Origin of the sequence: Tessaracoccus sp. MC1865 (genome assembly GCF_017815535.1) — a bacterium.
GTDB lineage: Bacteria > Actinomycetota > Actinomycetes > Propionibacteriales > Propionibacteriaceae > Arachnia.
On the sequence record NZ_CP072596.1, the window covers coordinates 412,604 to 427,575 of the forward strand.

15 protein-coding genes and 1 riboswitch are annotated in these 14,972 nt (G+C 68.9%); of the genes, 7 read left to right on the top strand and 8 right to left on the bottom strand.

Going from position 1 to position 14,972, the window contains the following annotated elements; genetic code table 11:
- Window positions 1-68: 68 nt before the first annotated feature.
- The gene (locus J7D54_RS01695) at window positions 69-2,627 is read right to left on the bottom strand and encodes a glycogen/starch/alpha-glucan phosphorylase (protein WP_182762690.1); all 2,559 of its coding nucleotides are present in this window, start codon (window positions 2,625-2,627) and stop codon (window positions 69-71) included.
- A gap of 189 nt (window positions 2,628-2,816) precedes the next feature.
- Between J7D54_RS01695 and J7D54_RS01700 the strand changes: the two genes are divergently transcribed.
- On the top strand, window positions 2,817-3,722 hold the full coding sequence (locus J7D54_RS01700) for a PRC-barrel domain-containing protein (protein WP_182762688.1): 906 nt from the start codon (window positions 2,817-2,819) through the stop codon (window positions 3,720-3,722).
- A 172-nt stretch (window positions 3,723-3,894) separates the two neighbouring features.
- Window positions 3,895-4,923 (top strand): hypothetical protein, encoded by a 1,029-nt coding sequence (locus J7D54_RS01705; protein WP_182762686.1) that lies wholly within the window; start codon window positions 3,895-3,897, stop codon window positions 4,921-4,923.
- 75 nt (window positions 4,924-4,998) lie between these two features.
- Here J7D54_RS01705 and J7D54_RS01710 read toward each other — a convergent pair whose 3' ends face one another.
- From J7D54_RS01710 to tdh, 6 genes are all read right to left on the bottom strand, one after another.
- Entirely contained in the window at window positions 4,999-5,685 is a 687-nt protein-coding gene (locus tag J7D54_RS01710) for a TenA family protein (protein ID WP_182762684.1), read from the bottom strand.
- Complete coding sequence (thiD, locus tag J7D54_RS01715) at window positions 5,682-6,524, bottom strand: bifunctional hydroxymethylpyrimidine kinase/phosphomethylpyrimidine kinase (RefSeq protein WP_182762682.1); 843 nt, start codon at window positions 6,522-6,524, stop codon at window positions 5,682-5,684. Before thiD ends, J7D54_RS01710 begins: the two co-directional genes overlap by 4 nt.
- On the bottom strand, window positions 6,521-7,198 hold the full coding sequence (gene thiE, locus J7D54_RS01720; protein WP_182762680.1) for a thiamine phosphate synthase: 678 nt from the start codon (window positions 7,196-7,198) through the stop codon (window positions 6,521-6,523). The genes thiD and thiE overlap by 4 nt, the downstream gene beginning before the upstream one ends.
- Window positions 7,198-7,998, bottom strand: coding sequence for a hydroxyethylthiazole kinase (gene thiM / locus J7D54_RS01725; protein WP_182762678.1), 801 nt, complete (start codon window positions 7,996-7,998; stop codon window positions 7,198-7,200). Before thiM ends, thiE begins: the two co-directional genes overlap by 1 nt.
- A riboswitch (TPP riboswitch) is annotated at window positions 7,989-8,084 on the bottom strand. Its footprint overlaps the gene before it by 10 nt.
- Before the next feature lie 24 nt (window positions 8,085-8,108).
- A complete protein-coding gene (locus J7D54_RS01730; RefSeq protein WP_182762676.1) occupies window positions 8,109-9,296 on the bottom strand; it encodes a glycine C-acetyltransferase in 1,188 nt (395 codons plus the stop codon).
- Window positions 9,297-9,343: 47 nt separating this feature from the next.
- Entirely contained in the window at window positions 9,344-10,369 is a 1,026-nt protein-coding gene (tdh, locus tag J7D54_RS01735; protein WP_076063151.1) for an L-threonine 3-dehydrogenase, read from the bottom strand.
- Between the two features lie 168 nt (window positions 10,370-10,537).
- Here tdh and J7D54_RS01740 point away from each other — a divergent pair, with 168 nt between their 5' ends.
- The 4 genes from J7D54_RS01740 (at window position 10,538) to J7D54_RS01755 (ending at window position 12,801) form a co-directional block, all read left to right on the top strand.
- Entirely contained in the window at window positions 10,538-10,894 is a 357-nt protein-coding gene (locus J7D54_RS01740; RefSeq protein WP_182762674.1) for a VOC family protein, read from the top strand.
- An 11-nt stretch (window positions 10,895-10,905) separates the two neighbouring features.
- Window positions 10,906-11,181, top strand: coding sequence for a DUF2277 domain-containing protein (locus tag J7D54_RS01745; RefSeq protein WP_182762673.1), 276 nt, complete (start codon window positions 10,906-10,908; stop codon window positions 11,179-11,181).
- Window positions 11,182-11,206: 25 nt separating this feature from the next.
- Window positions 11,207-12,076 carry a hypothetical protein gene (locus J7D54_RS01750; protein WP_182762671.1) on the top strand — a complete coding sequence of 290 codons (870 nt, stop codon included), beginning with the start codon at window positions 11,207-11,209 and terminating at the stop codon, window positions 12,074-12,076.
- Window positions 12,077-12,225: 149 nt separating this feature from the next.
- Window positions 12,226-12,801 (top strand): hypothetical protein, encoded by a 576-nt coding sequence (locus tag J7D54_RS01755; protein ID WP_182762669.1) that lies wholly within the window; start codon window positions 12,226-12,228, stop codon window positions 12,799-12,801.
- A gap of 14 nt (window positions 12,802-12,815) precedes the next feature.
- On the opposite strand, the gene J7D54_RS01760 is transcribed toward J7D54_RS01755, so the two are convergent.
- A complete protein-coding gene (locus tag J7D54_RS01760) occupies window positions 12,816-13,313 on the bottom strand; it encodes a histidine phosphatase family protein (protein WP_182762667.1) in 498 nt (165 codons plus the stop codon).
- 168 nt (window positions 13,314-13,481) lie between these two features.
- Between J7D54_RS01760 and J7D54_RS01765 the strand changes: the two genes are divergently transcribed.
- The gene (locus J7D54_RS01765) at window positions 13,482-14,900 is read left to right on the top strand and encodes an ABC transporter substrate-binding protein (RefSeq protein ID WP_209455182.1); all 1,419 of its coding nucleotides are present in this window, start codon (window positions 13,482-13,484) and stop codon (window positions 14,898-14,900) included.
- The last annotated feature ends 72 nt before the right edge of the window (window positions 14,901-14,972 follow it).

Genomic DNA, 14,972 nt, shown 5'->3' on the forward strand with positions numbered 1-14,972 from the left:
CCAGGTGGACCCAGACGACGAAGCGGCCGGCGCCCCGTGGGGGTACCGGCCGCTTCGTCGGGTGCGGATCAGATCATCGGGGTGGTGTGCCAGATGCGCTGCAGGTAGTCGCGCATCGAGCGGTCCGAGCTGAAGAAGCCGGTGCGCGCCACGTTCAGGATGGCGGAGCGGGTCCAGGCCTCCTGGTCGGCGTAACGCTCCTCGACGCGGGCCTGTGCATCCACGTAGCTCTGGAAATCTGCCAGCGCCATGAACCGGTCCTGGTTGATGAGGTTCAGCACCACGGAGTCGAAGATGTGCCCGTTGCCGCCGGAGAAGTGACCCGACAGGATCAGGTTCAGGGCGTCGCGCAGGTTGGCGTTGGCCTCGTAGTACTCCGTGGGGTTGTAGCCCTTGGAGCCCAGGTCTGCCACCTCCGGCTCGGACATGCCGAACAGGAAGAAGTGCTCGTCGCCGACCAGTTGGCGGATCTCGACGTTGGCGCCGTCGTCCGTGCCGATGGTGAGGGCGCCGTTGAGCGCGAACTTCATGTTGCCGGTGCCCGAGGCCTCCATGCCGGCGAGCGAGATCTGCTCCGAGAGGTCCGCCGCGGGGATGAGCTTCTCCGCCAGGGTGACGTTGTAGTTGGCCGGGAAGGCGACCTTCAGGCGACCCTCGAGGCGCGCGTCGTTGTTGACGACCTCTGCCACCTTGTTGATCAGGTGGATGGTGTCCTTGGCCATGCGGTAGCCGGGAGCGGCCTTGGCGCCGAACAGGACGGTGCGCGGGGTCACCTCCGCGGCGGTGATCTTGCCGCTGATGACCTGCTCGTACAGCGACACGATGTGCAGGACCTTGAGCGACTGGCGCTTGTACTCGTGCAGGCGCTTCACCATGACGTCGAGCATGTGGCCCTCGGGCAGGTCGATGCCGTCGCGCACCTTCAGCAGGCGCGTGAGGCGGCCCTTGTTCCACGCCTTGACCTCACGGAAGCGGGCCTTGAAGTCCTCGTCCTCCGCGTAGGGCTCCAACTCGCGGAGCCGTTCGAGGTCCGTGACCCAGCCGCTGCCCAGAGTGTCGTTGAGCAGGTCGGCGAACTTGTAGTTGGCCATCCGCACGAAGCGACGCGGGGTCACGCCGTTGGTGACGTTGGTGAACTTGTCCGGCCACAGGTCCGCGAAGTCCTTCAGCACCTTGTCGCGCAGCAGCTGCGAGTGCAGCGCGGCCACGCCGTTGATCTTGGTGGCGGCGACGGCGGCCAGGTGGGCCATCCGGACCCCGCGCTCGTCGCCCTCGACGATCAGCGACATGCGGCGGGCGCGGATCTCGTCATCCGGGAAGGCGGCGCGCACCTCGCCCATGAGGTTCTCGTTGATCTGGTAGATGATCTCCAGGTGACGGGGCAGCAGGCGGCCGAGCAACTCGGTGGACCACACCTCGAGCGCCTCGGGCAGCAGGGTGTGGCAGGTGTAGGCGAAGCACCTGCTGGCGATCTCCCACGCCTCGTCCCAGTCGAAGCCCTCTTCGTCGATGAGGATGCGCAGGAGTTCGGGCACCGCGATGACGGGGTGCGTGTCGTTGAGCTGGAAGATGATCCGCTCAGGCAGGTTGTGCAGGTCGAAGTCTTCTTCGAGGCCGTCCAGGAAGTCGCGCAGCGAGGCGGCGACGAAGAAGTACTGCTGCTGGAGGCGCAGTTCCTTGCCCTGGGGCGTGGAATCCTCGGGGTAGAGGACCTTCGAGATGTTCTCCGCGAAGGTCTGGGCGCGGACGGCCTGGGCGTAGTCGCCGGAGTTGAAGATCTGCAGGTCGAACGCCTTGGTGGCCGACGCGCTCCACAGGCGCAGCGTGTTGACGCGGCCGTTGAGGTAGCCGGGCACCATGTAGTTGTACGGCACGGCGAGCACGTTCCAGGCCGGCACCCAGCGGCACCGCTCCTCGCCGCCGTCGTCCGTGTAGCGCTCGGTGTGGCCACCGAAGTTGACCACGACGGAGGCCTCGGGGTGCGGGAACTCCCACGGCGCGCCGAGCGCGAGCCAGGTGTCGGGCTGCTCCACCTGGCGGCCGTCGACGAAGGTCTGGCGGAAGATGCCGTACTCGTAGCGGATGCCGTAGCCGACGCAGGGCACGTTCATGGTGGCGAGGGAGTCGATGAAGCAGGCGGCGAGGCGGCCGAGGCCACCGTTGCCCAGCCCAGGCTCGATCTCCTGCGCGCGCAGCGTGGGCAGGTCCAGGCCGCACTGGGCCAGGCCCTCCAGGGCGATGTCGTGCAGGTCCGAGGCGAGCAGCGCGTTGTTGAGCTGGCTGCCCAGCAGGTACTCGGCGGACAGGTAACCGATGGTCTTGACCTTGGCGGCGTGCGTCTTGCGGTTGGTCTCGAGCCACCGCGCCATGAGGTAGTTCTTCACGGTGCTGGCGAGAGCGAGGTACTGGTCATTGACCGTCGAACGTGAGAGCGTGACGCCCTGGTTCGTGTTCAGTTCGTGGAGGAACTCGCGCACGAAACCGTCGACCGAATAGGTCGGCGCGCCCACCGGAGCGGCGGCGAGAGGGTGCGTCGGTGTCGATGTGGGCCCGACGCGGCGAACGTCGGTGTTGGGGGATTCATCGGCCCGCATGGGGCCCCCGTTGTGCTGCGCAAACTCAGGCATGGCACCACAGTAGTTTGAACGTGCACATTTCTCACATCGGGCGTGTCCTGCGCGCTCAGATACCCGGTACCGGGCGTCCCAATCACCTCCCTCAGGGTGTTTTTCCCGCCCCTTTTGTGAGAGAGGCTGGAACGTACCCCCGGTTACACGGATCGGCCAGATTCTGGCCGGGAACGAAGGGAGCACACCATGCACCACGACGAGAACATCGACCAACTGCTCGGGGCCACGGCCTACGACCGTAGCGGCGAGAAGATCGGCGGCGTCAGCGGCGTCTACCTCGACGACCAGACCAGCCAGCCCATGTGGGTCACGGTCAATACCGGTCTCTTCGGCCTGCGCACCAGTTTCGCGCCGCTCGCGGGATCCTCGCTGGAGGGTGACCGCCTGACGCTGGCGCACGACAAGGACACCGTCAAGGACGCCCCGAACGTGGACGAGGACGGACACATCACCAGGTCCCAGGAAGACGACCTGTACCGCTACTACCAGGTGGACAGCAGCGTCATCGAGGAAGACCGCCTCCGCACGCGCCGCTGGGACCGCGACCATGACCTGTCCGGCGAGGAGCGCTCGGATGGACCGCTGCTGGACAGCGACCGCGACGGGCGCGGCCCCGTCGGTGAAGTGCTGGACGGCCCGGACCACACCCACGACCCGGCCCGTTCCTTCGGGGACGGCCGCACCGGCGACAACGCAGGCGTCCACACCGGCAGCCTCGGCTCGCCCGGCGTCGGCAACGAGCGCGTCGTCGAGAGCGGCAGCCTCGGCTCGCCCGGGATGGGCAACGAGAACGTCCGCAGCCGTCAGGACGACCTCATCAGTGACCCGGCCTACCGCAACGACCCCTCGTTCGTGGACGACCAGGCCGCAGTGGGGGGCGAACGCTACGTCGACGACGAGCGACTCCGCGACGATCGCCTGCGCGACGTCGGCCCGGACGGTGAACTGGTGGACGACGAGGCGTACCCCGGGGACGACGTCTCCGGTTACCCCGACGCCGCCGAAGGCCCCCTGGGCGAACGCACCCGTGGACAGCGCCCCATCGACAACATCTTCGACGCGCCTGACCAGGGCAACCCCCGCCCCAACTGAGTGATCTGACGAGGAACGGCCGGCCCATCACGGGCCGGCCGTTTCCGAGTCTGGGACAGACGCCGGCCGAGTGCAACCAGATTGAGCACCGCGACGTATTCACATTGATTCCCCGAAGAACGAGGATGACATCATCCACGGGGCTCTGCCCCAGGCACAGTTAGGAACAGCAATGTCGCTTCTCCGCAGAACCGCCATCGCCACCGCAGCAGCGGGACTGGCTATCTCAGGGTTGGTGACCCAGCCCTCCAACGCCGCCGACACCACCGACGTCTACTCGACGCCGGGCGGCCACATCCAGAGCGGCAGGCTCTGGGACACCGAGTGCGAGATGTACTCGTCCAACGTCGTGCGGTGCGAGACCAAGATCTGGTCGACGCAGGTCGTGTACAAGAACGGCAGATTTGTCCAGGACACCGACTGGCACTTCAACAACCTCTCCTACCTGCCGTCGCCGCGCTCCAGTTGGGCCGGCAACCCGCTCGCGGCCAACGGCACCTTCACCAGCGCCGGTCACAGGTGGCGCACCGAATGTGACACGCCGGCCACCGGCCGTGGTGGCTGCCGCTCGTACATCGAGACCAACTTCATCGCCAAGGAGGGCAACTCCTACGTGCGGAAGACGGGCTTCGTCTTCAACAACCTGGTGCGCTTCTCCGGTGGCTCGGTCGCCCCTGTCACCAGCATCCCGGCGCACGTGCTGGATCAGAGCAAGCTGACCTTCGACGGCCTCGGCCCGTTGACCTACGCCCCGTACACCCAGGCGGCCTACAACAACGCCACCCTCAACTACCTGCGGCTCGGCTACATCGTCCCGTCGCCCACCGAAGACTGCGACGCCTACCGCAACGGGCCTGAGCTGGTGGACCGTGGCATCTCTGTGGTGGACCTGGCCGACGTGGCCGTGCGTGAGCCCGGTATCCAGACCGAGGACGGCGCTGAGGTCGGCATGACCGTGGCCCAGATCAAGGCGATCTACGGCGCGGACTTCAAGCAGGTGCGCAAGCAGAACCATGGCGAGCTGCAGTACCTCGGCTCCGTCAGGCTCGGCGACCGCGAACTGCAGTTCCGCGTCGAGGGCGAGCCCTACCCGGGCGGCGGCGCGCGCTACGCACCGCTGACCCCGATGAAGGACACCGACGTGATCGTGGAGATCTCGGCGCAGAAGTACACCGAGGACGTGAGCTTCGGCGGCTGCTGACCACACCGCTCAACAAGTTCGCTCCCGCGCCCTCTGAGGGCGTGGGAGCGAACTGTGTCACTGGGCGTCGGCGGGTCAGATCGTCCAGGCCTCCTGGGCGTAGGACTTCGCCCAGAACTGCTCCTCGTAATAGGTGGCGTCGACGAAGGCGGTGAGCATCTGCCCGCGAGTCGTCTCGTCCGCCGTCGCGGCGGCCGCGTCCATCAGCTCGATGGCGCGTCTGGTGGCGTCCTGGAAGGCGGGGTCCGCGTAGGAGGCCGCCCAGTGGCCGAAGGGGTGGTCCCGCACGGCCGAGGCGGTCTCCGCGAGCCGGGCGCCGACGTCGGCGTAGACCCAGAAGCAGGGGAGCACCGCGGCGACTCCCACCTCGTAGCGTTCGTAGGCCGTCATGGCCTGCAGCATGTTGACATAGGCGCGGGTGGTGGGGGACGCGACGGTGGGGCGGGGCGCGCCGGCCAGCGCCGGGTCGCTCATCAGCGCGGCGTGCATCTCCACCTCCGCGGCGACGGCGCCGCCGGCGCTCGCCGCCCAGAAGCCCGCGGCCTCCGGGAAGGGAGCGCGGGTAGCGAGCATCGCGAGGGCGCGGGTGTAGCCGCGCAGGTAGAAGTCGTCCTGCACGAGGTATTCCACGAAGCGGGTGACGTCGAGGGTGCCGTCCGCGAGTTCGGTCAGCAGCGGGAGGTCGTCGATGCGGCGGCGGATCCCCGCCGTGGCCTCCCATGCCATGGCGCTGAATTCGCCGGTCGTCCAGGTGATGGTCATCGCGTGCTTTCTACGAAGTGGTCCACGGGTCCGTGGCCCAGGTCTGGCGTTCGGGAGAGCGTCCAGCCGGCGCCGGACGCGATGGCCCGCATGAGGTAGTCGCGGGCCTGTTCGATGCTGGGCAGCCGCACACCGGTGCGCAGCGTGTCGCCGTTGCGCGCCGCGTGGGCGGCGATCGCCGACGACAGCGTGCAGCCGGTGCCGTGCGTGTGCCGCGACCTGATCCGGGGGCCGCTGAGGATGGCCACGCCGTCGGAGGTGGCGAAGGCGTCGGTGACCTCGTCGTCGGACAGGTGGCCACCCTTGACCAGCGCGGCCCTGGCGCCGGCCCCGACGAGCGCCTTCGCCTGCGCGATGACGCCGTCGCTGTCCGTGGCCGGGGAGGCACCCAGGAGTACCGCGGCCTCCGGGACATTGGGCGTGACCACGTCCGCCAGGCGCATGAGCCGCTCGCGGACGACGACGACGGCGTCGTCCTGGAGGAGTGTGTCGCCGGAGGTGGCGACCATGACGGGGTCGAGGACCACGACGCCGAAGTCGGCGCGCCGCTCCTCGAGCAGGTCCGCAACGACGCCCGCGACCTCGGCGTTCGAGAGCATGCCGAGCTTGGTGGCGGCGACGGGGAGGTCGTCGAGCACCGCCTCGATCTGGCTGCGCACGAAGGCGGGATCGACGGCTCGGGCCTCGCGCACGCCCTGCGTGTTCTGGGCGGTGAGGCCGGCGAGCGCGGCGGTGCCGTAGACGCCCAGCGCGTGGAAGGTCTTGAGGTCGGCCTGGATGCCGGCGCCGCCGCTGGGGTCCGAGCCGGCGATGCTGAGGGCGATCTTGGGCGTGGTCATCGGGTCCTCCAGAGCCACATGAGTTCCTTGGCTGCGGCCAGCGGGTCCGGGGCGGTCATGATGGCGGACACGACGCAGATGCCGTCCACCCCCGTGTCGATCACCCATCGGGCGTTGACCTGGTTGATGCCGCCGATGGCGACGGTCTTCGCACGACCGGCCGTCTCGCGCACGATCTGTTCGGCGCCCTGCAGTTCCAGCGGCGGTTCGGTGTCGGTCTTGGTGCTGGTGTTCCAGATGGGCGACAGGCCCAACACGTCGGCGGTCTGGTGGCGCAGTTCGGTGCGCAGTTGCTCGCTGTTGGAGATGGACAGGCCGATCATCAGGTCCTGCCCGAGCCGCCGTCGGGCCTCTGCGATGTCGCCGTCGCTCTGCCCCATGTGGAAGTGGAGGCCGAGGTCCGCGGCGATGTCGAGGCGGTCGTTGACGAAGATGGCGGCGCGGTGGCCGGTGGCGTCGAACACGCGCTGGGTGGCGTCGACGCAGGCCTGAGTGAGGTGGAGGAACTCGACCTCCGACATGTGCTTGTCGCGCACTTGGACGACTCCGGCGCCGCCCAGCACCGCCTGCTCGACGATCCGCGGCACCCTGTCCGGGCCGCCCGCGAGCTCCGTGTCCGTGACGACGTAGAGCCGCCAGTCCACCTGTTTGGCCAGCTTCTTGTGGGCCTGCATCAGTCCTCCTCGACTGTGACGAGTCCTTCCACCTCTGCCGGCGTCAGCGCGTGCAACGCGTCGAGCCAGAGGGTGCGGAAGGTGCCGGGGGCCGAAGCCCCCCGGGCAGCGGCGATTCCGGCCGCGCCGAAGATGGCGTGTGCGGCGACCACGGCGTCGTGCCGGTCCGCCTCGCTCTCGGCGACGGCGAGGCAGGCCGCGACGGTGGCGCCCAGCGCGCAGCCGGTGCCGATCACCAGCGGCATGAGGGCGTCGCCGCCCGTGACCCGGGTGATCCGGCCGGCGGACACGATCACGTCCACGGGGCCGGAGATGGCGACGACTGCGCCGGTGGTGGCGTTGAGTTCGCGGGCGGTGCCGACGGCGGCCTCCACCTCGTCGGTGGCGTCCACCCCGCGGCCCCCGGCCGACGTGCCGGCCAGGCCGAGGATCTCGGAGGCGTTGGCGCGGATGGCGGCAGGGCGGTGGGCGAGGAGGTCGCGGGCGAGTTGGGTGCGCACCGGCAGGCCGCCGACGGCGACCGGGTCCAGCACCCACGGCTTTCCCGCGGCTGCGGCGGCGGGGGCGGCGAGGCGCATGCCGGCGTGCTGCTCGGCTGAGCCGTTGCCCACGTTGATCAGCAGCGCCGACGCGAGGCCGGCGAAGATCTCCGCCTCCTCGGGCAGGTCGATCATGGCGGGCGCCGCGCCGACGGCGAGCAGCACGTTGGCGGTGATCTCGGGCACCACGGTGTTGGTCATGCAGTGCACCAACGGGGTGGTGGCGCGGACGGCGCCGAGGATGCGGGCAATGCCGGTCATGGATTGCTCCCTTCGCTAGAACGACCTAGATCAGGTGACTACGGGTGTGTTCTCAGCCCTCCTGCGGGGCACCCCGGCTTCGCCCCGACCCTACCAGTGTCGCCTGACGGTCAGCGGGCCACGGCGTCCCGGGCGGCGACGAACGCCGCCACCGCCGCGTCCAGGTCCTCCCTGGTCAGGGCGGCGGACAACTGGGTGCGGATCCGCGCCTTGCCGCGGGGCACGACCGGGAACGAGAACGCGCGGACGTAGACGCCTCGGGAGAGGATCTCGTCGGCCATCTGGGCGGCCAGCGCCGCGTCGCCGATCATCACGGGGACGATGGGGTGGTCAGACTCGGGCACCTCGAAGCCCTCCTCGACGATCCGGCGGCGGAAGTAGGCCGTGTTTTCGCGGAGCCGGTCGAGCAGTTCGGGCCGGGAGGCGATGAGGTCGATCACCGCGATCGCCGAGGCCGTGATGGCGGGGGCGAGCGAGTTGCTGAACAGGTACGGCCGCGACTTCTGGCGCAGCAACTCGACGATGGGCCCACGCGCGCAGGTGAAGCCACCCGACGCGCCGCCCAAAGCCTTGCCCAGCGTGCCCGTGAGGATGTCGACCCGCTCGGTCACACCGAACAGTTCCGGCGTGCCGGCGCCGGTGTCGCCGATGAAGCCGACGGCGTGGGAGTCGTCGACCATCACCAACGCGCCGTATTCATCGGCGAGCGTGCAGATGTCGTCGAGGGGCGCCACGTAGCCGTCCATCGAGAAGACGCCGTCTGTGGCGATCACCCGGTGGCGCGCGCCCCTGGCGGCCTCCAGCTGGGCGCGCAGGTCGTCGAGGCTCCGGTTGCGGTATCGCAGGCGCTGCGACTTCGTCAGGCGCACGCCGTCGATGATCGACGCGTGGTTGAGCTCGTCGGAGATGATGGCGTCCTCGGGCCCGAAGACGGTCTCGAACAGGCCGGTGTTCGCGTCGAAGCACGACGAGTAGAGGATCGTGTCGAAGCCCTCGGCGCCCTTCCGGAGGAAGCCGGCGAGCTTCGCCTCCAGGTCCTGGTGCTGCGTCTGGGTGCCGCAGATGAACCGCACCGACGCCATGCCGAAGCCCCAGCGGTCGAGCGCCTCCTTCGCGGCGGCGATCAGTTCGGGGGAGTCCGCCAGGCCCAGGTAGTTGTTGGCGCACAGGTTGATGACCTCGCCGCCGAGCGTGCCGACATGCGCGGCCTGCGCCGTCGTGAGCGGGGCCTCCTCCTTGTACAGCCCCTCGTCGCGGAGGGCCTGGATCTGCTGGTTGATGTCATCGAGGAAGGTCATGGTGCTCCTGTTCGGAAAGTAACTGGCGGGGATCCCATGCGACGTGGTCAGTCCCACGTGAGGATGACCTTGCCGGACCGGCCATCCGAGGCGACCTCGAAGGCTTCAGCGAAAGACTCGGCCGGGAACCGGTGCGTGATCACGCCGGAGATGTCCAGACCGGAGCGGATCAGCGCGTTCATGGCGTACCAGGTCTCGAAGATCTCGCGCCCGGTCACGCCCTGGATGGTGAGCATGTTGAAGATGATGGTGGCGAAGTCGACGGTGAGTTCCTGCGTCGGCGACCCCAGCAGCGCGATGCGCCCACCGTGCGTCATGTTGTCGATCATCGAGCGCAGCGCGGGCCCGGAGCCGGACATCTCGAGGCCGATGTCGAAGCCCTCCACCATGCCGAAGCGCTCGTAAACGTCCTCCAGCCGCTCCACCCCGGTGTTCACGGTCGACGTGAGCCCCAGCGAGCGGGCCAGTTCCAGCCGCTCGTCGGACAGGTCCGTGATCACCACGTTGCGGGCGCCCTGGAACTTGGCCACCAGCGCGGACATGATGCCGATGGGCCCGGCGCCCGTGACGAGCACGTCCTCAGCCAGGGCGGGGAACTGGAGCGCGGCGTGCACGGCGTTGCCGAACGGGTCGAAGATGGCGGCCACGTCCGGGTTCATGCCGTCGGGATGCACCCACACGTTGCGGGCGGGCATCACGAAGTACTCACAGAACACGCCGTCGACGTGGTAGCCGATGCCCTTGTAGTTGCGGCAGAGATGCCGCTTGCCGGCCAGGCAGGCCCGGCAACGCCCGCACACGTAGTGCCCCTCGCCGGAGACGAACTGGCCCACCTCGAGGTTGGTCACAGACGAGCCCAGCTCCACGATGTCGCCGCAGAACTCGTGCCCGATGATGCGGGGGCACTTCACGTTCTTCTCGGCCCAGCCGTCCCAGCGGTCGATGTGCACGTCGGTCCCGCAGATGCCGGTGCGCCGGATCTTGATGAGCACGTCGTTGGGGCCGGGGACGGGGATGGGCATGTCCATGAGCTCCAGCCCGGGGCCGGGAGCTGTCTTCACCAGGGCCAACATGTCAACCATCGTGGCACGCCACCCGCGCCGCCTGCGGGCGCCCTGCCGCAACGAGCGTCCACCTTCACCGGACCGCCCGCGATCCCGCATCTGCGAGGTGCGGAAACCCCTGGCATTGGGCCGAGGCCCGGCTTAGGCTGGTGGCAACCGAGTGTGAAGGAGGCTCCCGTGGCTCACGGCGACATCACCCACATTGACATTCCGGTCTCAGACCTCAAACGGTCGCAGGACTTCTACTCCACCTTGTTCGGGTGGGACATCCAGGAGTTCCCCGGTTTCGAGGGCTACCCGATGTGGCGCGCCCCCAACCAGATCAGTGGCGGCGGCCTCGCCCCGCGGGGCGACGGCTTCACCCAGCCCCGCTCCTACGTCGAGGTGGATTCCATCGACGACACCCTCAGCGTCGCGAAGGACCACGGCGCCACGGTCGTGATGGAGAAGACCGAGGTCACCCCCACCAGTTGGTTCGCCGTGTTCGAGGACCCGGACGGCAACCCCATCGGCCTCTACGAGGGCACCACGTAGGAGATCTGGGTATGTGCCGCAACATCCGCCCGTTGAACAACTTCGAACCGCCCGCCACGCACGACGAGGTGCACGCCGCCGCGCTGCAGTTCGTCCGCAAGGTCTCCGGCACCACGAAGCCGAGCAAGGCCAATGAGGAGGCGTTCAACCGCGCCGTCGAGGAGGTCGCGCACATCACGCGCCACCTCCTGGAGGACCTCGTGACCGTAGCGCCGGCGAAGAACCGGCAGGAGGAGGCGGTGAAGGCGAAAGCCCGCTCCGCGAAGCGCTTCGCCGCCACCGGCTAGACCCCTCCCCGGCTACCCTGCAGGAATGCCGCGCACCCAGCCCCCGAAGCACAGCGCCGGCTCGCTCCTGTGGCTGGGCGCGGGACTGGCCTACCTGTCCATCCTCGTCCCCGCCCTGCTGGGCGGCGTCGGGGCGGCGCTGGTCCCGTGCAGCGGTTTCCTCTGCAACGTCGGCTACGCCTTCCTGGGCGCCCTCGCCGGCGCGGCGCTGGGCGTGGTCGTCGTGGTCTTCCTGGCCGCGAGGCTGGGGCTGCGCTGGTGGTTCGTGCCGGTCCTGCTCGCCGTGGCCGCGGCGGGCGTCGCGCTCTTCACGACCTTCGACGGCGCGCCCGAACGCACCGGTCTGCTGTTGGCATTCCTTGCGCCGGTGGCGGCGGCGTTGACGGCCTCCGGGCTGAAACCCCGGCGGCTCCTCGTCGGCGCCGTCGCCCTGCTGGCGGCGACCGCGGTGGGGGTGGCGCTCCTCACCCTGGGCGATCACCTGGACCGTCGCAGCCAACTGCAGCAGCGGGCCGAGAAGTTCCGGACCGCCACGCTGCCCCTCGTCGCGCCCACCAGCATCGAGGCGCCCGAACTCCGCCTGGTCCTGGCGGAGCCGGAGCAGGTCATCTACGACCTGCGCACGCCGGAGCACACGGGTTGGCTGCGCATCGTGCTGGAGCCCACCGCGGTCCGGGAATGCGGCGAGGGCAACGTCACCGACCTGGGGGACGACATCTTCGCTTCCGGGGAGGGCCGGTCGTTCAGGCGGGTCTGCCGCGAGTTGGGAGAGGTGGACGCGGAACTGTGGCCCGACGGCGGCGACAGCGACTGGAGCTCAGATGAGATGGTGGAGGTCGCCAGAGCGCTCGAGCCGGCCGGGGCCCAGTGGTTCGCCGACCATCAGGGCAGGTGAGCCCTGCTCCTGGTCTGTGGCGATCAACAGCGGCACGGCCACCTTGTCGCCCACCGGAGGCGGTTGAAGGTCAGCATCGGCCGCAACCCGAACTCCGCTGGGGCTGCCCCACGCACCGCCTAAGGTTGTGAATGACGCGAGGAGGCACCATGAGCGGCGCAGCTGAAGTCCACGTCGGAGCAGAACTCCGCCCCACCAAGATCGAGTTGCTGCAGGGCTGGCTGCCGCGGCAGCACTGGTTCTTCGGCGACGCGGGCAGGCTCGAACGCGTCGCCAACTTCCGCCTGGTGGACCCTGACGGTGAGGTCGGGCTGGATTCCATGGTCATCTCCGACGGCGTGCACGCCTACTTCGTTCCGGTCACCTGGCGGGCCGCCCCGCTGGACGGGGGAGACCTCATCGGCACCCTCGAGCACTCCGTGCTGGGCACCCGCTACTGCTACGACGCGGCCACGGACCCGGTGTTCATGGCGGAGTTGGAGCGTGTCATCCGGGAGGCGGACGGCCAGGCGGATGTGCACGACCACGATGGCAACGTGTTGCCGCTGGTCATGGACGTCCACGGCAGCGGCGTGGTGCCGGGCGAGGGGTCGGACGCAGAGGTGGAACTGGTGCGGGTGCTGGAGCGCTCGTCCGACGTGCCCGGCGACGCGCTGGGCACGCTCATCGCGGACTGGACCGACGTCGGCGGACCGCGCCACGACCTGCTCGCGTTGCTGCGCTGAGGTTCACCCCGGGATCACGGGCGCACCGACCAGCTGTCGTCCGCCGGTCGCCCGGCGGCGATGACGGTGCCCTTGCCCTCGGCGACGGCGCCCCAGTTGGGGAGTTCGAGGACCGCCACGGCCGACGTCCGCATGGGGACGGAATGTCCGGTGGACAGCCCGATCAATTCCTCCAGCGCGGGGTTGTGCCCCACGAGGACCACCGTCGACGCAGAGCCCGGCAGCGCGGAGACAACGTCTGCCAGTTCCTCCCCGCCGAAGGTGTAGGCGTCTTCCGAGTCGATTGTTCCTGAGGCGGGGTGGAGATGTGCGGACAAGATCCCCCAGGTCTGTTGGGCCCGCGTCGCCACCGAGACGACGGCGAGGTCCACCCGGCCGAAGGTCGCGCCCAGCCACTGGGCGGTGGCCGATGCCTGGCGAACACCCCTGTCAGACAGTGGACGGAGGCGGTCCGGGACGTCCACGTGCCAGTCGGATTTCGCGTGCCGGACGAGAATCAGCGTCACTGCCATACCTCCACCCTAAGCACGCGGAGGGGATAGTGGAAAAGTTAGCGAAAAGAGACATTTGTTAGCGTGAACAGGCGCTGACCGGTGGCTAGGTTGGAGGTGTTCACCGGCTAGACGACGACGCTGTCGCGAGAGCGACGCTGAAGGTGTCGTCGCAAACGAAGGAGACACATGTTCAATCGATCCCGTAAACACGTAGCGGCCCTCGCCGCTCTCGGCATGGCCAGCGTCGCCCTGTTCAGCGCCTGCGGAAACGGCGATGTGGAACCCACCGCCGGCACCGACGGCGGGACCACTGGCGCCAGCCCGAGCGCTGCGGGCGAAAGCCCCATGGGCAGCGAAAGCGCGTCCCCCAGCGAGAGCACGTCCGGTGGCGACGGCGCCGCGGCGGACCTGTCCGGCACCACCCTCAACGTCGTCGCCGCCTGGTCCGGCGCGGAGCAGGCCAACTTCGAGGCCGTCCTTCAGCAGTTCGAGGACGCCACCGGAGCCAGCGTGACCTACACCAGCTTCGGCGACAACGGCCCCACCTACATCTCCGGCCAGCTCGAGGGCGGCACGCCGCCCAACGTCGCCGTCGTGGGCCAGCCGGCCCTCATGCAGCAGCTCGCCGCTGACGGCAGCATCATGCCGCTGTCAGACGACGTCAAGGCCGCCGTCGAGGAGAACTACTCGCAGTCCTGGCTCGACCTCGGCAGCGTGGACGGAGAGCTCTACGGCGTCTGGTTCAAGGCGGCCAACAAATCCACCATGTGGTACAACGCCGACCTCTGGAGTGAGGCCGGCGCAGATCCCGCCGCCGCCGAAGACTGGGAGGGCTTCCTCGAACAGCTCGGCCTGATCCGCGACGCGGGTTATGCCGGCATCTCCGTGGGCGCCGACGTCGGCTGGCCGCTGACGGACTGGTTCGAGAACGTCTACCTGCGCACCGCCGGCCCCGAGATGTACGACCAGCTCGCCAACCACGAGATCCCCTGGACGGATCCGTCGGTCAAGGAGGCTCTCGACGTGCTGGCCCAGCTGTGGGGCACGGATCTGGTGCAGGAGGGCGGCGCCCAGCGCGGCTTCCCCGAGTCCATCACTGAGGTCTTCGGGGCTGACCCGCAGGCCGGCACCGTCTACGAAGGCGACTTCGTGGCCGGCGTCATCACCGAGGACGGCAACTCCACCGTCGGCGAGAACGCCCTGTTCTTCGACTTCCCGTCGGTCAACGGCTCCGAAGCGGCAGTGGTCGGCGGCGGCGACGTCGCCATCCAGTTCACCGACGACGAGGCCACCAACGCGCTCATGGCCTACCTCGCCTCACCCGAAGCCGCTTCGGTGTGGGTGCCCCTGGGCGGCCTGACCTCGCCGAACAACGGTGTCGACACCTCGCTGTACCCGGACGACACCTCCCGCCAGATCGCCGAGGCCCTCGTGGGTGCGGAGGCGTTCCGCTTCGACATGTCCGACCTGACGCCCAGCGCGTTCGGCGGCACGCAGGGCCAGGGCTTCTGGCAGGAAATGATCACCTTCTACGAGAACCCGTCTGATGTCGACGGCACCATGCAGCGCCTCGAGGCTGCTGCCGCGTCGGCATACGGCGGCTGACAAGGCTTCCGGTGACTGCTGTAGTCACCGCGCCAGAGCGTCCGAGGACCGGGGTTCACAAGCCCCGGTCCT

Coding starts and splice junctions, on each gene's coding strand:
- J7D54_RS01745 (WP_182762673.1), top strand. CDS start 10,906: ATGTGCCGCAACATCCGCCCGTTGAACAACTTCGAACCGCCCGCCACG.
- J7D54_RS01730 (WP_182762676.1), bottom strand. CDS start 9,296: ATGACCTTCCTCGATGACATCAACCAGCAGATCCAGGCCCTCCGCGAC.
- thiM (WP_182762678.1), bottom strand. CDS start 7,998: ATGACCGGCATTGCCCGCATCCTCGGCGCCGTCCGCGCCACCACCCCG.
- J7D54_RS01765 (WP_209455182.1), top strand. CDS start 13,482: ATGTTCAATCGATCCCGTAAACACGTAGCGGCCCTCGCCGCTCTCGGC.
- tdh (WP_076063151.1), bottom strand. CDS start 10,369: ATGTTGGCCCTGGTGAAGACAGCTCCCGGCCCCGGGCTGGAGCTCATG.
- J7D54_RS01750 (WP_182762671.1), top strand. CDS start 11,207: ATGCCGCGCACCCAGCCCCCGAAGCACAGCGCCGGCTCGCTCCTGTGG.
- thiE (WP_182762680.1), bottom strand. CDS start 7,198: ATGCAGGCCCACAAGAAGCTGGCCAAACAGGTGGACTGGCGGCTCTAC.
- J7D54_RS01760 (WP_182762667.1), bottom strand. CDS start 13,313: ATGGCAGTGACGCTGATTCTCGTCCGGCACGCGAAATCCGACTGGCAC.
- J7D54_RS01755 (WP_182762669.1), top strand. CDS start 12,226: ATGAGCGGCGCAGCTGAAGTCCACGTCGGAGCAGAACTCCGCCCCACC.
- J7D54_RS01700 (WP_182762688.1), top strand. CDS start 2,817: ATGCACCACGACGAGAACATCGACCAACTGCTCGGGGCCACGGCCTAC.
- J7D54_RS01705 (WP_182762686.1), top strand. CDS start 3,895: ATGTCGCTTCTCCGCAGAACCGCCATCGCCACCGCAGCAGCGGGACTG.
- J7D54_RS01695 (WP_182762690.1), bottom strand. CDS start 2,627: ATGCCTGAGTTTGCGCAGCACAACGGGGGCCCCATGCGGGCCGATGAA.
- thiD (WP_182762682.1), bottom strand. CDS start 6,524: ATGACCACGCCCAAGATCGCCCTCAGCATCGCCGGCTCGGACCCCAGC.
- J7D54_RS01710 (WP_182762684.1), bottom strand. CDS start 5,685: ATGACCATCACCTGGACGACCGGCGAATTCAGCGCCATGGCATGGGAG.